Annotated in this window: 18 protein-coding genes; 7 read left to right on the plus strand and 11 right to left on the minus strand. The window is 71.3% G+C overall.

Features of this window, described 5'->3' with window-relative positions; all coding sequences use genetic code 11:
• Positions 1–45 precede the first annotated feature (45 nt).
• Positions 46–591: a redoxin domain-containing protein gene (locus tag ABEB12_RS16375; protein WP_185059629.1), complete on the plus strand. Its 546-nt coding sequence runs from the start codon at positions 46–48 to the stop codon at positions 589–591.
• Positions 592–637: 46 nt separating this feature from the next.
• Here the strand turns inward: ABEB12_RS16375 and ABEB12_RS16380 are convergent, their stop codons facing one another.
• On the minus strand, positions 638–1,660 hold the full coding sequence (locus tag ABEB12_RS16380) for a nitronate monooxygenase (protein ID WP_185059627.1): 1,023 nt from the start codon (positions 1,658–1,660) through the stop codon (positions 638–640).
• A gap of 53 nt (positions 1,661–1,713) precedes the next feature.
• Here ABEB12_RS16380 and ABEB12_RS16385 point away from each other — a divergent pair, with 53 nt between their 5' ends.
• From ABEB12_RS16385 to ABEB12_RS16395, 3 genes are read left to right on the plus strand one after another with little or no spacing between them, the layout of a single operon-like run.
• Positions 1,714–2,904 carry a Tm-1-like ATP-binding domain-containing protein gene (locus ABEB12_RS16385; protein ID WP_185059625.1) on the plus strand — a complete coding sequence of 397 codons (1,191 nt, stop codon included), beginning with the start codon at positions 1,714–1,716 and terminating at the stop codon, positions 2,902–2,904.
• The gene (locus ABEB12_RS16390; RefSeq protein ID WP_185059624.1) at positions 2,901–3,719 is read left to right on the plus strand and encodes a phosphoenolpyruvate hydrolase family protein; all 819 of its coding nucleotides are present in this window, start codon (positions 2,901–2,903) and stop codon (positions 3,717–3,719) included. The genes ABEB12_RS16385 and ABEB12_RS16390 overlap by 4 nt, the downstream gene beginning before the upstream one ends.
• A gap of 21 nt (positions 3,720–3,740) precedes the next feature.
• Positions 3,741–4,181, plus strand: coding sequence for an SRPBCC family protein (locus tag ABEB12_RS16395; protein ID WP_185059622.1), 441 nt, complete (start codon positions 3,741–3,743; stop codon positions 4,179–4,181).
• Between the two features lie 33 nt (positions 4,182–4,214).
• Here ABEB12_RS16395 and ABEB12_RS16400 read toward each other — a convergent pair whose 3' ends face one another.
• A complete protein-coding gene (locus ABEB12_RS16400; RefSeq protein ID WP_185059620.1) occupies positions 4,215–4,640 on the minus strand; it encodes a nuclear transport factor 2 family protein in 426 nt (141 codons plus the stop codon).
• A 99-nt stretch (positions 4,641–4,739) separates the two neighbouring features.
• Between ABEB12_RS16400 and ABEB12_RS16405 the strand changes: the two genes are divergently transcribed.
• Positions 4,740–5,375 carry a hypothetical protein gene (locus ABEB12_RS16405; protein WP_185059618.1) on the plus strand — a complete coding sequence of 212 codons (636 nt, stop codon included), beginning with the start codon at positions 4,740–4,742 and terminating at the stop codon, positions 5,373–5,375.
• An 87-nt stretch (positions 5,376–5,462) separates the two neighbouring features.
• On the opposite strand, the gene ABEB12_RS16410 is transcribed toward ABEB12_RS16405, so the two are convergent.
• From ABEB12_RS16410 to ABEB12_RS16440, 7 genes are all read right to left on the minus strand, one after another.
• Positions 5,463–6,791 carry an NtaA/DmoA family FMN-dependent monooxygenase gene (locus ABEB12_RS16410; protein WP_185059616.1) on the minus strand — a complete coding sequence of 443 codons (1,329 nt, stop codon included), beginning with the start codon at positions 6,789–6,791 and terminating at the stop codon, positions 5,463–5,465.
• Entirely contained in the window at positions 6,788–7,711 is a 924-nt protein-coding gene (locus tag ABEB12_RS16415) for an HpcH/HpaI aldolase/citrate lyase family protein (RefSeq protein WP_345702872.1), read from the minus strand. Before ABEB12_RS16415 ends, ABEB12_RS16410 begins: the two co-directional genes overlap by 4 nt.
• A 70-nt stretch (positions 7,712–7,781) precedes the next feature.
• Positions 7,782–8,975 (minus strand): CaiB/BaiF CoA transferase family protein, encoded by a 1,194-nt coding sequence (locus ABEB12_RS16420; RefSeq protein WP_345702873.1) that lies wholly within the window; start codon positions 8,973–8,975, stop codon positions 7,782–7,784.
• A complete protein-coding gene (locus ABEB12_RS16425; protein WP_185059600.1) occupies positions 8,972–10,240 on the minus strand; it encodes an MFS transporter in 1,269 nt (422 codons plus the stop codon). Before ABEB12_RS16425 ends, ABEB12_RS16420 begins: the two co-directional genes overlap by 4 nt.
• A 38-nt stretch (positions 10,241–10,278) precedes the next feature.
• Entirely contained in the window at positions 10,279–11,307 is a 1,029-nt protein-coding gene (locus tag ABEB12_RS16430; protein WP_185059599.1) for a substrate-binding domain-containing protein, read from the minus strand.
• Positions 11,308–11,516: 209 nt separating this feature from the next.
• Positions 11,517–12,212 carry a sugar transferase gene (locus ABEB12_RS16435; RefSeq protein ID WP_185059598.1) on the minus strand — a complete coding sequence of 232 codons (696 nt, stop codon included), beginning with the start codon at positions 12,210–12,212 and terminating at the stop codon, positions 11,517–11,519.
• 59 nt (positions 12,213–12,271) lie between these two features.
• Positions 12,272–12,940 carry a cytidylate kinase family protein gene (locus ABEB12_RS16440; protein WP_221497583.1) on the minus strand — a complete coding sequence of 223 codons (669 nt, stop codon included), beginning with the start codon at positions 12,938–12,940 and terminating at the stop codon, positions 12,272–12,274.
• 59 nt (positions 12,941–12,999) lie between these two features.
• Between ABEB12_RS16440 and ABEB12_RS16445 the strand changes: the two genes are divergently transcribed.
• Both ABEB12_RS16445 and ABEB12_RS16450 read left to right on the plus strand, forming a co-directional pair.
• Positions 13,000–13,767 carry a helix-turn-helix domain-containing protein gene (locus tag ABEB12_RS16445; protein ID WP_185059595.1) on the plus strand — a complete coding sequence of 256 codons (768 nt, stop codon included), beginning with the start codon at positions 13,000–13,002 and terminating at the stop codon, positions 13,765–13,767.
• 56 nt (positions 13,768–13,823) lie between these two features.
• Entirely contained in the window at positions 13,824–14,246 is a 423-nt protein-coding gene (locus ABEB12_RS16450; RefSeq protein ID WP_185059593.1) for a thioesterase family protein, read from the plus strand.
• A 547-nt stretch (positions 14,247–14,793) separates the two neighbouring features.
• Here ABEB12_RS16450 and ABEB12_RS16455 read toward each other — a convergent pair.
• Both ABEB12_RS16455 and ABEB12_RS16460 read right to left on the minus strand, forming a co-directional pair.
• Complete coding sequence (locus ABEB12_RS16455; protein WP_185059591.1) at positions 14,794–15,888, minus strand: ATP-binding cassette domain-containing protein; 1,095 nt, start codon at positions 15,886–15,888, stop codon at positions 14,794–14,796.
• Positions 15,885–17,021: an ATP-binding cassette domain-containing protein gene (locus tag ABEB12_RS16460; RefSeq protein ID WP_185059589.1), complete on the minus strand. Its 1,137-nt coding sequence runs from the start codon at positions 17,019–17,021 to the stop codon at positions 15,885–15,887. Before ABEB12_RS16460 ends, ABEB12_RS16455 begins: the two co-directional genes overlap by 4 nt.
• Position 17,022: the final 1 nt, after the last annotated feature.

Raw genomic sequence — 17,022 nt, forward strand, 5'->3', positions numbered from 1 at the left:
CATACTTGGTAGGAGTACAACGTACGCCTACGCGGAGGTGCCCCCATGAAGATCCAGCCCGGCGACCAGGTGCCCGCCCGCGACCTGGTGGACATCCACGGTGAGAAGGTGGCGGTGCCGGATACCGAGCGGCTCGTCCACCTGCAGTTCCGGCGGTTCGCCGGCTGCCCGATCTGCCACCTGCACCTACGCTCGTTCGTGAACCGGAACGAGGAGGTGGCCGCCGCCGGGGTGCGCGAGGTGGTGCTGTTCCACTCCAGCGCGGAAGAACTGCGCCGGACGGCGGCCGAGCTGCCGTTCGCCGTGGTCGGCGACCCGGAGAAGGCGCTGTACCGGGAGTTCGGCGTGGAGCACGCGCCGCGCGCGCTGTTGAACCCCCGCGCGCTGCGCGCCGTGGTCGCCTCCGTCACCGAGGTGCTGCGCGGCCGGCTCCCCCGGCCGCCGGTCGCGGCCGAGGGCGGCCGGCTGGGCCTGCCCGGCGACTTCCTGGTCTCCCCGGACGGCCGGGTGCGCGCGGCCAAGTACGGCGAGCACGCCGACGACCAGTGGTCGGTGGAGGATGTGTTGGCGCTGGCGCGCCAACACTCGTGAGTGGCGAGTAGCGCTATGGCGCTACTCGCCACTCACAGGCGCGCCGCTAGGCGCGCATCCCGGCCAGGCGCTTGCCGATGATCTCCTCGGCATCCGCGACGATCTGGCGAACCACCTCGGCGCACGGGGCCACCTCGTTGATCAGCCCCTGGGCCTGGCTGGCCCACCACATGCCGCCGTCCATGTCCCCCTTCTCCAGCACCTCGGTGCGGCCACGAGCACCGGCCGCGAGCGAAGCGATGTCGTCGAAGGTCGTCCCCTCCTGACGCTCGATCTCCACGATCTGGTCGGAGACCGAGTTGCGCGCGCACCGGGCGGAGTTGCGGAACTTGCGGAACACCACGTTGGTCGCCCGCTCGTCGTTGGCCACGATCTGGTTCTTCACGTTCTCGTGGATCGGCGCCTCGGTGGTGGCCATGAACCGGGTGCCCATGTTCACCGCGTCCGCGCCCAGCGCCAGCGCACCGGCCAGCCCGCGCCCGTCCGCGATGCCGCCGCTGGCGATGATCGGGATGGACAGCCTGGCGGCGGCCGCCGGGATCAGCACCAGCCCGCCGATGTCGTCCTCACCGGGGTGGCCGGCGCACTCGAAGCCGTCGATGCTGATCGCGTCCACCCCCAGCCGCTCGGCCTTCAGCGCGTGCCGCACGGCCACCGCCTTGTGGATCACTTTCACGCCGGCGGCCCTGAACGTGGGCAGGTGCGGCTCCGGGTTCGACCCGGCCGTCTCCACGATCTTCACGCCGCCCTCGACGATGGCGTCCCGGTACTCGTCGTAGGGCACCGGCTTGATCGTGGGCAGGATGGTCAGGTTCACCGCGAACGGCTTGTCGGTCATGTCCTTGACCCGCTGGATCTCCTTGGCCAGCGCCTCCGGCGTCGGCTGGGTGAGCGCGGTCAGACAGCCCAGGGCGCCCGCGTTGGCCACGGCGGCGATCAGCTCGGCGGTCCCGACCCCGGTCATGCCCCCGCACACAATCGGGTGCTGGACGCCGAATTCCTCGGTGAAACGCGTGGTCAGCAAGGTGAGCTCCGAAGGTTCGATTGCGGTCGAATTTTGAAGGCCCATTAAAGCATCGCGGGGGTGCGGGCACCGGGTGACGCCGGTAACGTCACAGCCCTATGACGGGTTATGTCGTCGGCACGTTCGACACCAAGGGCGCGGAGCTGCGCTACGTGGCCGAGCTGCTCCGGGCGGCCGGCGTACCGGTGACCACCGTCGACCTGTCCACCCACGACCCGGAACCACGCGGCGCCGACGTCGCGGCCGACGAGGTCGCGGCCGCCCACCCGGACGGCCCCGAAGCGGTGTTCACCGGTGACCGGGGCAGCGCGGTAACGGCCATGGCGGTGGCCTTCGAGCACTGGCTGGGCGCGCGGGACGACGTCGGCGGGGTGCTCGGGCTGGGTGGCTCGGGTGGCACCGCACTGATCTCCCCGGCACTGCGCGCGCTACCGGTCGGCGTGCCGAAGTTCCTGGTCAGCACGGTCGCTGGGGGCGACGTGTCGGCGTACGTAGGGGCCAGCGACATCGCCATGCTGCACTCGGTCACCGACGTGGCCGGGCTGAACCGGATCTCCCGGCGGGTACTGGGCAACGCGGCCCACGCGCTGGCCGGCGCGCTCACCCACCGCATACCCGAGGCCGCCACCCGGCCGGCCGTGGCGCTGACCATGTTCGGGGTGACCACGCCGTGCGTCACGGCGGTGGCCAAGCAGCTGACCGGGGAGTACGACCCGCTGGTGTTCCACGCGGTGGGCACCGGCGGCCGGGCGATGGAGAAGCTGGCCGACGACGGCCAACTCCACGCGGTCCTGGACATCACCACCACGGAGATCTGCGACCTGCTGGCCGGCGGCGTGTTCAGCGCCGGGCCGGAGCGGCTGGACGCGATCGCCCGCACCGGCGTGCCCTACGTGGGCTCCTGCGGCGCACTGGACATGGTCAACTTCGGCGCCCCGGACACCGTGCCGCCTCGGTACGGGGACAGGCTGTTCTACCAGCACAACCCGCAGGTCACCCTGATGCGCACCAGCGTGGAGGAGAACCGCGCCACGGCCGAGTTCATCGCCGGCAAGCTGAACGCCTGCTCGGGCCAGGTCCGGTTCCTGCTCCCCGAGGGCGGGGTCTCGCTGCTGGACGCCGAGGGGCAGCCGTTCTGGGACCCGGAGGCCGACGCCGCCCTTTTCGACACGCTGGAGCAAATGGTGGAGCAGACCGACCGGTGCCGACTGCTCCGGGTGCCGCACAACCTGAACGACCCGGAGTTCGCCAACGCGCTGGTCGCCGCGTTCCGGGAGGTAACCACATGAGGGCCGAGCTGATGGAGCGGTTCGCCGAGATGGCCCGGCGCGGCGAGCCGATCGTGGGCGGCGGCGCCGGCACGGGCCTGTCGGCCAAGTGCGAGGAAGCCGGCGGCATCGACCTGATCGTGATCTACAACTCCGGCCGGTACCGGATGGCCGGGCGCGGCTCGCTGGCCGGCCTGCTGGCCTACGGGAACGCCAACGAGATCGTGGTGGAGATGGCCGCCGAGGTGCTCCCGGTGGTCGAGCACACCCCGGTGCTGGCCGGGGTGAACGGCACCGACCCGTTCCTGCTGCGCGACCGGTTCCTGCGCGAGCTGCGCGACCTGGGCTTCGCCGGCATCCAGAACTTCCCCACCGTGGGCCTGATCGACGGGGTGTTCCGGGCCAACCTGGAGGAGACCGGCATGGGCTACGCCCTCGAGGTCGACCTCGTCGCCGCCGCCCGGGCCCAGGACCTGCTGACCACCCCCTACGTGTTCTCCGAGGAAGACGCGGCCGCCATGGCGCGCGCCGGCGCGGACATGATCGTCTGCCACATGGGGCTGACCACCGGCGGCGCGATCGGCGCGGAGACGGCCAAGACGCTGGACGACTGCGTCGCGCTGATCGACTCGTGGTCCCGAGCCGCGCTGGAGGTAAGGGAGGACGTGCTGGTGCTCTGCCACGGCGGGCCGATCGCCGAGCCGTCGGACGCCTCGTACGTGCTAGCCCGAACGGAGCACTGTCACGGCTTCTACGGAGCGAGCAGTATGGAGCGGCTGCCAACCGAGCGGGCGCTCACCGAACAGACCCGTGCGTTCAAGAACGTCCGACCCTGAACTGAACCCGAAGGAGAACTCATGCCAAGGCCGTACGCCAGCGGTGTCGTGCCCGCGTCCGCCGACGAGGTGTGGGCGCTGGTCCGCGACTTCAACGGGCTGCCCAGCTGGCTGCCCGCGATCACCGCCAGCGAGATCGAGGGCGGCGGTTCCGGGATGGAGGTCGGCTCGGTCCGCCGGCTGAGCCTGGGCGACGCGGGCCAGGTCGCCGAGCGGCTGCTGACCCTGGACGACGACGACCGCTCCTACACCTACGAGTTCACCGACGCCGGCCCGTTCCCGGTGCGCAGCTACAAGTCCACCATCCGGATCGCGCCGATCACCTCCACCGGCCAGGCCTTCGTGGAGTGGTGGTCGCACTTCGACGCGGACGCCGAGCACGAGGCCGGCCTCATGGACACCTACAGCAACGGCGTCTACGGGGCCGGCATCGCCGCGCTGGTCAAGCACTTCGGCGGCTGATCTCCTCGAGCGACCCAGGTCGGCCCGGTTCGTTCAGACCGGGTCGACCCGGGTCCAGAAGTCGGTGAACTCGATCGTGTCGAAGAACGCGATCGCCTCCACGATCACCCCGTCACTCAGCCGCATGTACCAGGTGTAGGTGTTGCGGTAGGGCTTGCCGTCCCGGGCGGTCGCGGTGCCGTCGAACAGCGCGATCACCCAGTCGCCGTCGGCGAAGAGGTGGCGCACCTCCGGCACCAGCGGCTTCTCCATGCGCGCGCCGAACGGCTCGATGACCGTGTCCAGGAAGTCCTTGCGGCTGGTGTAGGTGCGCGACACCGGGGCGTTGCCCACGATCGTCCAGGTGGCGTCCTCGGCGAGCAGGGCGAACACCCCGCCGATGCCGGCCGCCCATTCGTCGAAGGCGCGCCGGATGAGGTCCTTGTTGGCCTGTTCCCGCTCGAGATCCCGTTCGGTCATGGCCGAAGACTATCGACAGTTGTTGTGAGCGGTAACACAGCTCTCAACTACTTCGATAGTTCTTAATGTCCGCGTTTTCGCCCGACCTCGGGGACGCCAATGACTCGCCAGCCGCGCCGCTACCAGCCGACCCGGCCGCTGCCGTACCCGCCGGTGCCGCCGGGCGCCATCCCGGGGCAGCGCCGGCCGGCCGAGTACCGGCCGGTGCCGCGCAACGGGTACGGCATCACCGCGCTGATCCTGGCGGTGGCCGGCCTGGTGTTCGGGGTGGTGCCGTTCACCGGGCCGCTGGCCCTGCTGTGCGGCGGGCTGGCCGTGCTGTTCGGGCTGCTCGGTCTCGGCCGGGCGCGGCGGGGGATCGCGTCCAACGGCACCATGTCGATCGTCGCCTCGGTGCTCGGCGGGCTGGCCGCGCTGCTCGGCGCGTGGGGCGTGGTGCTCACCCTGCAGGCGGTCAGCCAGTTCGGCCGGGACCTGGACGCGCAGCCGCGCACCACGCTGCCCGGCCGGCCGGGCCAGATCCCCGGCAACGGCCGGTTCGTGGTGGGCACCGACATCCAGCCCGGCACCTACCGCACCCGGGGGCCGGCCGAACTGCTCTGCCGCTGGGACGCCGGCGACGACTTCGGCACGATCATCACCAACGAGGGCAACCGGGGCACCACGGTGACCATCGACCCCACCGACGGCGTCTTCGAAACCACCGGCTGCCAACCCTGGACCCGCATCAACTAACCCCCACCACCCCTGATTCAGTGACTTCAGCACGGTGATTCAGTCACTTCAGCACGGTGATTCAGTGACTTCAGCACAGTGGTTCAGTCACTTCGGCAGGCCGAGGTGGTCGCGGAGGGTGTGGCCGGTGTACTCGGAGCGGAACACGCCCTGTTCGCGCAGGATCGGCACCACCATCCGCACGAACTCCTCGAACGCGCCCGGCAGGTGCGTCGCGGCCAGCACGAACCCGTCGCAGGCCTCGCCGTCGAACCATTCCCGCATCTGCCCGGCCACCCGATCCGGGGTGCCCACGAACCGCGGCCCCTGCAGCAGGGTGGCGCGGTGCGCGGCCAGGTCACGCACGGTCAGGTCGTCCCGGCCGAGGTGCCGGCGCACGCCCTCGAACAGGCCCCGGATGCCCGAGCTGGCGTCCAGCATTGCCGGGGTGACCGGGTCGTCCAGACCGTGGCGGCCGAAGTCGTAGTTGAGCACCTCGGAGAGCAGCGTCAGCGAGGCCACCGGGTGCACGTAGGCGTCCAGGAACAGGCGCTCCTTCTCCTCGGCGATGGCCTGCGTCTCACCGACCACCGCGTAGGCCATGGGCAGGATCTTCACCGTGTCCGGGTCCCGGCCGGCGGCCGCGATGCGTTTCTTCTGGTCCCGGTAATGCTGCCGGGCCACCTCGATGCCCGGGTCGCCGGTGAAGATCAGGTCCGCCCACTCGGCGGCGAACTCCCGACCCCGCCCGGACGAACCGGCCTGCAGCAGCACCGGCCGGCCCTGCGGGGTGCGCGGCACGGTCAACGGGCCGCGCACCTTGAACCACTTCCCGGCGAAGTCGATCTCGTGCACCTTCTCCGGGTCGGCGAAGATGCCCGATTCCCGGTCCATGACGAGCGCGTCCGGCTCCCAGGAGTCCCACAGTGCGGTGACCGCCTCGAGGAACTCGTGCGCCCGGTCGTACCGCTCGTCGTGGCCGAGGTGTTTCTCCAGGCCGAAGTTCTGCGCCTCCGAGTCGTTCACCGAGGTCACCACGTTCCAGGCGGCCCGGCCACCGGACAGATGGTCCAGCGTGGCGAAGGTGCGCGCCACGTGGAACGGGTCGTAGTAGGTGGTGGAGTAGGTGGCACCCACCCCGATCCGGCTGGTCGCGCCGATCACCCCGCCCAGCACGGCGGTCAGGTCCAGCTTGACCGGCCGCGCGCCGTAGCGGACCGCGTCGGCCACCGAGTTCCCGTACACCCCGGGCATGGCCAGCCGGTCGTCGAAGAAGACCAGGTCGAAGCCGCCCTCCTCCAGCGTGCGGGCGATCTTCGCGTAGTAGTCCAGGCTGAGGAACCCGAGCTCGGCGGACGGGTAGCGCCAGGAACCGGAGTACACGGTCACGTTGCCGGCCTGCATGAAGCCGACCAGCGACATCTGGCGGTTGGTCACGACGGGCTCCCTTGGGAAAGGCCGAGCAGCTCCGCCCGGCGGGTGATGTTGTCGGCCAGGCGCAGGTGGGCGGCGTCCACCAGCATCCCGTCCAGGCCGGTCGCGCCCCGGCCGGTGGCCTCGGCCTCCCGGTAGGCGGCGACCGTTTTCTGGGCCTGCGCGATCTCCTCGGGCGTGGGCGCGAAGACCTGGTTGGCCGGTTCGATCTGGCTGGGGTGGATGGCCCACTTGCCCACGTAGCCCATCGCGGCGGCCCGTTCGGCGGCGGCGCGGTAGGCCTCCGGGTCGCGGTAGTTGGGGAACGGGGCGTCGATCGCGTCGATCCCGGCGCTGCGGGCGGCCACCACGACCCGGGCGCGGGCGTAGTGCCACATGTCGCCGGGGTAGTCCACGACCGGGTCGAAGTTGGTGTCCACCCGGGCGCCCTGGGAGGCGGAGAAGTCACCGGCGCCGAAGATGACCGCCTCCAGCCGGGGGCTGGACCGGGCGATCTCGCCGACGTGCTCCAGCCCTTCCGTCTCCTCGATCAGCACCTCCAGGGCGATGCGTTTGGTCAGGCCCAGGGTCTGTTCCAGCTGGGTGAGCAGCACGTCCACCCACCAGACGTCCCTGGCCCGGCGGACCTTGGGCACGATGATCACGTCCAACGCCTCGCGCGCGTGCGTGACCACCTCGATCACGTCGCCGTGCGCCCAGCGGGTGTCCACGCCGTTCATCCGGATCGCGCGGGTGGCGCGGCCCCAGTCCAGGTTGCGCAGGCCGTCGGCGGCCTTGGCCCGGGCCGCTTCGCGCTCGGCGGGCGCGCAGGCGTCCTCCAGGTCCAGGAACACCAGGTCGGCACCGCTGGCGGCGGCCTTGGCGAACATCCAGTCGTTGCTGGCCGGGGTGGCCAGCTCGGACCGGCGGGCCCGTACGTTCAATGTGTCCTCCCTGCGGTCGGGCTTGTGAGTGATTTGTGTGGCTATAGCCACACAAATCACTCACAGGTCGTCAGATGACGCCGGCGGCGCGGAGCTGGGCTCGCCGGCCCGGGTCGAGGCCGAGCAGCTCGGCGAGAACCTCGTCGGTGTGCTCGCCGAGCGCGGGGCCGAGGTGGTTGACGGCGCCCGGGGTTTCCGACATGCGCGGCACCGGGCACTGGATCCGCATCCGGCCGAGGTCCGGGTCGGGGAAGGTCGGATAGGTGCCTCGGGCCTCCAGCTGCGGGTCTTCGAGCAGCTGGGCGGCGTCGTAGACCGGGGCGGCCGCGACCTCGGCGTCCTCGAACACCGCCATCGCCTCGTCCAGGGTCCGCCCGGCCACCCAGTCCGCCATGATCTGGTCGACCTCGGCGGCGTTGCGCAGGCGCTGCTGGGCCTCGGCGAACCGGGGGTCCTCGGTCAGCTCGGGGCGGCCGACCGCGCGCAGGGCCCGCGCGGCGATGGTCGGCGCGCTTCCCGACATGGCCAGCCAGTGGCCGTCCTTGGTCCGGTAGGTGTTGCGCGGCGCCGAGATGTCCCAGCGGTTGCCGGTGCGGGTGGGCACCGTGCCGAGCTGGTCGTAGGTGAGCACCGGCTGCTCGATCAGCCGGGCCAGCGGCTCGATCAGGTTGATGTCGATGAACTGGCCCTCGCCCCCGCGCACGTCCCGGTGGTAGAGCGCCATCAGCACCGCGTAGCTGGCGGTGAGCGCCGCGCAGCCGTCGGCCAGCATGAACGAGGGCAGCGTCGGCGGGCCGTCCGGGTGCCCGGTGAGGTGCGCGAAACCGCTCATCGCCTCGCCCAGCGTGCCGAACCCGGGCCGGTCGCTCTTCGGGCCGCCCGCGCCGAACCCGGTCACGTGCAGCATCACCAGCCTCGGGTTCACCGGTTTCAGGTGCTCGTAGTCCAGCTCCCAGCGGTGCAGGGTGGACGGGCGCAGGTTCATCACCAGCACATCCGCTTCCGCGGCAAGGCCGCGAAGGAGCTCCCGGCCGGCGGGTTCGCGCAGGTTCAGCGTGATCGACTTCTTGTTCCGGCCGACGCTCTTCCACATCAGCCCGACGCCGTCGCGCTGCGCCCCCCACTGCCGCAACGGGTCCCCGCCGTCCGGCTGCTCCACCTTGATCACCTCGGCGCCGAACTCGCCGAGGAAGGTGGCCACCAGGGGACCCGCGGCCAGCGTGGCCGCGTCGATCACCCGGATGCCGTCCAGCGGACCGGTCACGCCGGCGCTCCCACCGGCGCCTCCACCCGGGCGCGCATGCCGAACGCCCAGATCAGCCCGCCGACCAGGGCCAACCCGGCGGCGACCACCAGCGGCGCGACGAACGAGCTGGTCACGTAGGCCAGCCAGCCGGTGACGATCGGCCCAAGGATGCCGCCGACGTTGCCCAGGGCGTTCACGAAACCGGTCGCCGAGCCGGTCAGGTTGAGCTGGCGCATCACGTCCTGGGTGGCGGCCCACACCGCGCCGTTGGCGAAGATGATCCCCGAGGTGGAGATGGACAGGCAGACGATCGCGGTGACCGCCGACTCGGCATAGGCGGTGCCCACGATGGCCAACGCCGCGACCATGCCGCTGACCAGCACGATCTTCCGCGAGTTCAGCGTGGACATGCCCCGGCGCAGCGCCAGGTCGGACACCCGGCCGGCCAGGATGCCCACCGCGAACGCGCAGATCCAGGGCACCGAGGTGGCCAGCCCCGACTTGAGCACCGTCATGTGCCGGTCGGCGACCAGGTAGCCGGGCACCCAGGTGACGAACGTGTACAGGATGTACAGCAGGCAGAAGTAGCCGCCGGTGAGCGCCCAGATGTCCCGGTGCTTCACGATCGAGCGCCAGGGCGCCCGGCCCTCCTGCTGGTACGGCTCCTGGTCGGCCTCGATCAACGCCCGCTCCTGGGGGGACAGCCGTTGGTCCTCGCCGGGGTGCCGGTACCAGGCGTACCAGATGACCGCGGCCAGCAGGGACACCCCGCCGGACACGATGAAGCAGCTGCGCCAGCCGTGCTCGCTGACCAGATACGCGAGCGCCGGCGGGCCGACCGCGCTACCGAAGGCCACGCCGGAGATGAACATGCTGCTACCCATCCCGCGTTCCTTCTTGGGCAGCCAGTCGGACAGCGTGCGGATGGCCGCCGGCGCGAACGGCGCCTCACCGATCCCGAGCAGCAGCCGGGGGCCGAACATCGCGCCCAGCGAGTTCACCGCCGCGGTCAGGAAGCTGGACGCCGCCCACACGGTGAGCGCCGCGGAGTAGAGCACCCGGGTGCGGATGCGGTCCACCAGCATGCCGGCCGGCAGGTTGCACAGGGTGTAGGTCCAGGTGAAGCTGGACAGCAGCAGCCCCATCACGGCGGTGTTGGTGCCGAACTCCTTGGTCAGCACCGGCGCGGCGATCGAGAGGTTGACCCGGTCGATGTACGCGATCGCGGTGATGACCAGCACGAACGTGGCGACCAGCCAGCGCCGGTTGTTCCGGAACGGCATGCATGTCCTCCTTCGGCTTCGTTGCCTCTGCTGAGTTGCTAGGCGGGCGGCGGGCCGGTTGACCCGGCGTTCACCAGCTCGGGTTTGACCAGGTAGGGCCGGGGTTCCACCGGCTCGCCGTCCAGCCGGCGCTGGAGCAGGGCGGCGGCCTGGTCGGCCAGCTCGGCGTAGCCGACGACTACCGTGGTCAGCGGCGGGTCGCTCAGCGCGAACCAGGTCGGGTCGCCGTAGACGATCAGGGACAGCTGTTCGGGCAGGCGCAGTCCGGCGGCGCGCACCGCCCGGGCGGCCCCCTGGGACAGCGACCCGCCGCCCACCAGCAGCGCCGTCGGTTTCTCGGCGGCGCCGAGGAGCTGATTGGCGCCGGTGTAGCCGTTCTCAGCGGTCGGCTCGCTGAGGTGGGTGGCGCAGTTGCGCTCGGTCAGCCCGGCCAGCTCCAGGCCGCGGCGCAGGCCGCGCAGCCGGGCGGCCCCGTTGGACAGCTCCCGGGGTGTGCCCAGGTAGGCGATCCGGCGGTGGCCCAGCGCGGCCAGGTGCAGCACGCACTCGGTGATCACCTGCTCGTCGTCGGAGAACACACCCGGCGCGGCGATCCCGCTGGCCCGGTGCAGCTCCACCACCGGCGCGTTGCGCAGCAGCTCCTTGCTGGCCCGGGTGACGTAGGTGCTCGGCGAGACGATCAGCCCGGCGACCCGGCTGGCCAGCAGCTCGCGCAGCTGCCGGTGCTCCCGCTCGGGGTCGTTCTCCGTGATGCTCAGGATCATCTGAGTGCCGTCCCTGGACAGCAGGCGGGCGCACTCCGCCGCCACCGCCGAGTACGCCGGCGTGTCCACGTACGGGATGACGAAGCCGACGAAGGCCCGGCTGGTGTTCGCGGACAACGCTCGGGCCAGCCGGTTGGCCACGTAACCCCGCTGCTCGGCGTACTCGCGCACCCGCTGCGCCAGCTCGGGGCGCACCGCGTCGCTGCCGTTCAGCGCGCGGGACACGGTCGCCGTGGACACCCCCAGCTCCCGAGCCAGGTCGACCACGCCGACCCCGCCCCGCCGCCCCCGCGTCCCCGCCATCCTGAAAACCTTTACACTAGAAATGTAAACGTTTACACTCGCTTCAATTCCGAGTACACCACGCCACCCCCACCCGGTCAACCCTCCCCGCGAGTCGGGGATCTGGGTACGGCGAGTCGGGATCTCGGGTACGGCGAGTCGGGACTTCAGGTACGCAAAACCGCCCCGAGCCCAATGAGCGGCTCGGGGCGGTTCGAGTCGGAGAACCCCTAGCGGGCCGACTTGTCCTTGATCATCGACGGGATGGTCCGGGCCAGGATGGACAGGTCTCCGGCCAGGTTACGGGTGCGCACGTAGGTCAGGTCCAGGTGCAGCATCTCCAGCGTGCCCATGGTGGACCGGCCGGACACCTGCCACAGCCCGGTCAACCCCGGCCGCACGGAGAACCGGGGCTGGAACCGCGCCGGGAACATCAGCGCTTCCCACTCCAGGCACGGCCGCGGCCCGACCAGCGACATCTCGCCGCGCACCACGTTGATCAGCTGGGGCAGCTCGTCCAGGCTGGTCTTGCGCAGGAACGTGCCGATCGCGGTGACCCGGGGGTCGGCATCCAGCTTGTGACTGCCGTTCAGCGTGGTGTCCTCGCCCCGCAGCTCGGCGGCGATCAGCTCACGCAGCAACTCGTCGCCGGCGTCGATGCGCATGGTGCGGAACTTGTACATGGTGAAGGTGCGGCCACCGAGGCCCACCCGGCGCTGGCGGAACAGGGCAGGGCCGTCGCTGGAGAGCCTGATCAGCAAGCCGATCAGCAGCATCGGCACCGCCAGAACCAACAACCCCAACAGGGCCAGCGTCAGGTCCACGGCTCGGCGCAGCACCGCTTCCCAGCTCGCCGTCGCCGGCCCGGCGGCCAGGCCGTCGGGTATGGCGAAGGCGCCGGTGTCAGCGGCGTCGAGGGGGCGCATCGCGTTCTCCAAGTTGGTGGTCGGGGCCACTGGACCTATCGGGACCTCCGGGCACGCCGTTACCCGATCGAGGGATGTTCCGCACGGGTCATATCACAGATCAACTTCACGCAGGTCTCCGTAGACATCCTGGTGCTGTCCAGAAGCATGTCGTAGTGCCGGGGATCGGCCGGGTCGGTCCGGTAGAAGTGACGGACGTAACCCGTCCGCGCGCTGTCGTTCCGCTCCATGGCATCCCGTGCCTCCTCCTCCGAGAGGTCGAGCGTGCGCATCGCGTGGCGCACCCGCCGCTCGACGGGACCGTCCAGCCGGATGTGCCTTGCGGTCGGGTGCTCACGCAGCACCAGCGCGGCGGCCCGGCCCAGGATGACGCCGCCCCGCTCGGCGATCGTCGCCCGGATCGCGGCCTCGGTACACGCGACGAACTCGGTGTCCGGCAACAGCGCCGTCCTCGGCGGCGCGTAGCCGATCATGAAGTCGCTGGACAGCGGCGCGGCGGCGCTGAGCACCCGCTGCAGCCAGCCCTTGCACTGGTCGTCGTGCTCCAGCGCATCCTCCAGCGTGACGCCCAGATCGGTGGCCACCCGCGCCGGAATGGCGCGGTCGATGAACGGCACCCCGAGGCTTTCCGCGACGGCGGGACCGATGATCCCGCCCCCGGCGCCGTAGGCGGCAGACAACGTGACCACGTACATCGCCCGCTCCTTCCATCCGTCGATGGGGGTCAAGTGTGACACCCAGCACGCCAAGTCACGTCTTACGACCCCAATCGGGGGAAACTGGTCGCGTGGCTGTCCCGTTGCGCCCGCACGCCGCGCGCGGCCCTTCGCTGACCTCGAGCTACCGGACCTACCCGGCCTCGCCGCCGCTACGCCCGTTCGCTCGGCTCGGCTGGACCGGTGACCCGGGCTGGCCGCGCAGCCTCCGGCTGCTCCCGGACGGCTGCGTGGACCTGGTGGCCCGCGACGGCCGGATGGTGGCGGTCCTCCCGACGCCGGGGGTGCGGCGGGTCGAGCTGCGGGCCACCGACCGGCCCGTCGGGCTGCGGCTGCGCTGCGGGACGGCGGGCACGCTGCTCGGCCACGACCTCAGCCGGCTGCCGGCCGGCGGGGAGCTCGATCTCACCGAACTGTGCGGCGGGGTGTTGCGGGAGCTTCCCTCGATCGGACCGGACACCGTGCTGGCCGCCCTGGCCCGGGCCCGGCTGGCCGAAGGCGCGCTCCCCGACCCGGCGGTATTGCGCGCGGTGCGGCTGTTGCGCGCGCCGCGGGCCCGGGTGGACGCGGTGGCCGCCGAACTGGGCCTCAGCCCCCGCACGCTGCACCGCCGGGTCGCCGCGCAGGTCGGCTACGGCCCGAAGCAGCTGCAGCGGGTGTTCCGGTTCCAACGGTTCCTGACCGCGCTCCCCCGGTTGGCCGAGCGCCGGGGGAGCGCGGCGCTGGCCGAGCTGGCCGCCGAACTCGGCTACGCGGACCAGTCACACCTCGGGCGCGACTGCCGCGAGCTCACCGGGACCAGCCCGGCGCGCCTGCTGGCCGGCTGGTCGGGCCACTGACCGAAACGTCCCACACGTGTCGCCCTGCGGATGGGGCAGCCCCCTACCGGGTCGGAGTGGCTGTCACCTTTCGCGCCACCGTGGACGTTCGGCTGGACGACGTGGACGTCAACGGGCCCATCCGAGGTCCGGCGCTGCTGGCCTACGCCGACCACGCCCGCTGGGCCTGCCTGCGCGCGGCCGGGCTCTCGCCGTCCGACCTGCGAACCCGGCGGATCGGGCCGGTGAACCTGGAGACCACGGTGAGCTTCCGGCGTGAGCTGCTGCCCGGCGAGCGGGTGGAGATCACCTGCGAGTTCGAGTACGGTCCCGGCCGGACGTCCCGGGTGCACCAGGAGCTGCGCACCCCGGACGGCACGCTGATCGCCGAGGTCAGCGGCGTATCCGGACTACTCGACCCGGACCGTCGCCGGTTACTCGAGAACCCGGCCGACCACTGGCGAGCACTCGCCCCCAACCCCAAGCCCCTAGGCCTCTAACCTCCCGCCAGGAATCCCCCAAAGCACGCGAGTCGGGGATCTGGGTACGGCGAGTCGGGGCTTCAGGCACGGTGAGTCGGGGATCTGGGTACGGTGCCGGTTCCAGAGAGAGCTTGGACGGCCGCCGAGGCGGTCTCCCGCGGCCCGAGCATGGCCCGTCACGTCGCGTCGAGGTGAGGCTCGAGTCTGTCACGCACCGTGGTCGCGGGTAGGTGACGGCAGTCGTTCGCTCACCGAGACCTACATCAGCGGGCTTTGATCTTGAGGCAAGCCCCGCTGCGGTAGATCTCGGCGAACAGAAGTCGCCATGTACCCCGGAGCCCCTCCCCCCGCCGTCACTCTCCGTAGCCGCTGAGCCGGAGGCCTGGCCAACCGCGCGGGAGTGAACGCGACGGGCGCCTCCCGAGGGGCCGAAGACCGTCAAAGCCGCGCCGCCCAAGCGTTCTCTGGAACCGGCACCGTACCCAGATCCCCGACTCACCGTGCCTGAATCCCCGACTCGCCGTACCCAGATCCCCGACTCGCCGGGGAAGGGGAGGGGGAGGGGTTAGAGGCGGTGGGTGGTGGTGGCGTCGAAGAGGTGTACGCGGTCCGGGGGGGCGGTGATTTGTACCTTGTCGCCGGCGGACAGGCGCTCCGACGCGTCCACCTGGACTACCACTCGGCCGGGGAGGCCGGGCAGTTCGACGGTGGCCAGGCCGTACTCGAGCAGGTTCTCGTAGACCAGGACGGTGGCGGTCACCGAGGTCGCGGCGTCGACGGTGGTCAGGCGGCAGTCCTGCGGGCGCAGGCCAACAGTCACCTCGGTGCCGGACGACAGGTGCGCCGCCGTGGGAAGTGTGCCGGCGTCGCCCAGGCGCACCTCACCGGTGCCGCCACCCACCCCGGGCAGCAGGTTGATCGGCGGCTCACCGACGAAGTCGGCCACGAACCGGTTCGCCGGCCGGTCGAAGATCTCGTCCGGAGTGCCGAACTGCTGGATCTCGCCGGCGTCCATCACCGCGATCCGGTCGGCCAGGCTGAGCGCCTCCAACTGGTCGTGCGTGACGATGATCGTGGTGTAACCGAACTCGCGCTGCAGCACCTTCAGCTCGCGGCGCACCCGCTGTCGCTGGCCGGCGTCCAGGTGGGACAGCGGCTCGTCCAGCAACAGGACCGGAGGGTTGCGCACCAGTGCGCGGGCCAGCGCGACCCGTTGTTTCTGCCCGGAGGACAGCCCGGCCGGGCGCAGCGGCAGCAGATCGGTCATCTCCAGCCGCTCGGCGATGGCGTCCACCTTACGCAGCGCGTCGGGGTCCCGGCGGGCCTTCAACCCGTACGCCAGGTTCTCCCGCACCGACAGCGGCGGGTACAGCGCGTAGCTCTCGAAACCCACGCCCACGTTGCGCCGGCCCGGTGGCAACGACCCCACCGAACGGTCACCGATCAGGATGCGCCCGCCGGTCACCGTCTCCAGCCCGGCGATCATCCGCAGCGTGGTGGTCTTGCCGCAGCCGGACGGCCCGAGCAGCGCGACCAGCTCGCCCGGCTCGATGTCCAGGTCGATGCCCTTGACCGCCTCGAACGGATCGCGTCCCCGCGACTGGTAGATCTTGCGCAGGCTTTCGAGGCGCAGCCGCTGCGCTGCCGCGGCCGCGGTCACCGGGCACCCCCGGCCGCCACCGCGGCCCCGAGCCGGGGTGCGTCCCCGTTCGGGCCGCCGAACAGGTGCACCCGCGACCACTCCACCGCCAGCGTCACCTCATCGCCCTCCCCGACCCGCTGGTCGGAGGTCATCGCGATCAGCGTGTCACCGCCGACCGCCACGCTCAGCTCCACCGACCGGCCGAGCCGCTCGGCCAGCGTGACCTTCCCCCGCAGGGTCAGCCGGTCCGTCGGCGGCGGCCCGGAAACCACCAAGAGGTCGCGGGGCCGGATGCCCAGCCGCACGGACTCCGGGCACCCGTCCGGCACCCCCACGGTCACTCCCCCGCCGGCACTCCGAGCGTGTGCCGAAGTAACTGAATCACCGTGCTGAACGCACTGAATCAGGTGGGCGGGGAGCAGGTTCATCTCGGGTTGGCCGAACATGCGGGCCACGAAGGTGTCGGCCGGTTCGTCCCACACCTGGGACGGGGTGCCGACCTGGACCAGGCGGCCGTCGCGCAGGACACCCACCCGGTCGCCCAGGGCCAGCGCCTCCTGGTAGTCGTGCGTGACGTACAGCGTGGTGGTCCGGGCCATCTCGCCCAGCTGTTTCAGCTCGGCGCGCATCGACGCGCGCAGCTTGGCGTCCAGGTGGGACAGCGGCTCGTCCAGCAGGTACGCCTCGGCCGGCCGGACCAGCACCCGGCCCAGCGCGGTGCGCTGGCGCTGCCCGTTGGACAGCTCGCGGGGGAACCGCCCGAGCAGGTGCGAGATGCCCAGGGTCTCGGTCACCGCACGGATCCGTTCGGTCTGCTGGGCGGCGGTGTACCGGCCGGTACGCCCGGAGCGCAGCGGGGACGCCAGGTTCTGCTCCACGGTCTGCTGCGGGTACAGCGCATAGGACTCGAACGCCATGGCCACATTGCGCTGGTAGGGCTCCACGCCCGCCATCGAACGGCCGGCGATGCGCACCTCCCCGGCGACCGAGTCCACCAGCCCGGCGACGCTCTTCAACGTGGTGGTCTTGCCCGCGCCGGACGGCCCGAGCAGCACGAAGAACTCGCCGTCCGCGATGTCCAGCTCCAACTCGGACAGCGCGACCGTCTTCCCGTAGCGCGTCGTCACCCCGCGCAGTTCCACGGACCCCATC

Origin of the sequence: Actinospineispora eucalypti, from assembly GCF_039543365.1 — a bacterium.
Classification (GTDB): Bacteria; Actinomycetota; Actinomycetes; order Mycobacteriales; family Pseudonocardiaceae; genus Pseudonocardia; species Pseudonocardia eucalypti.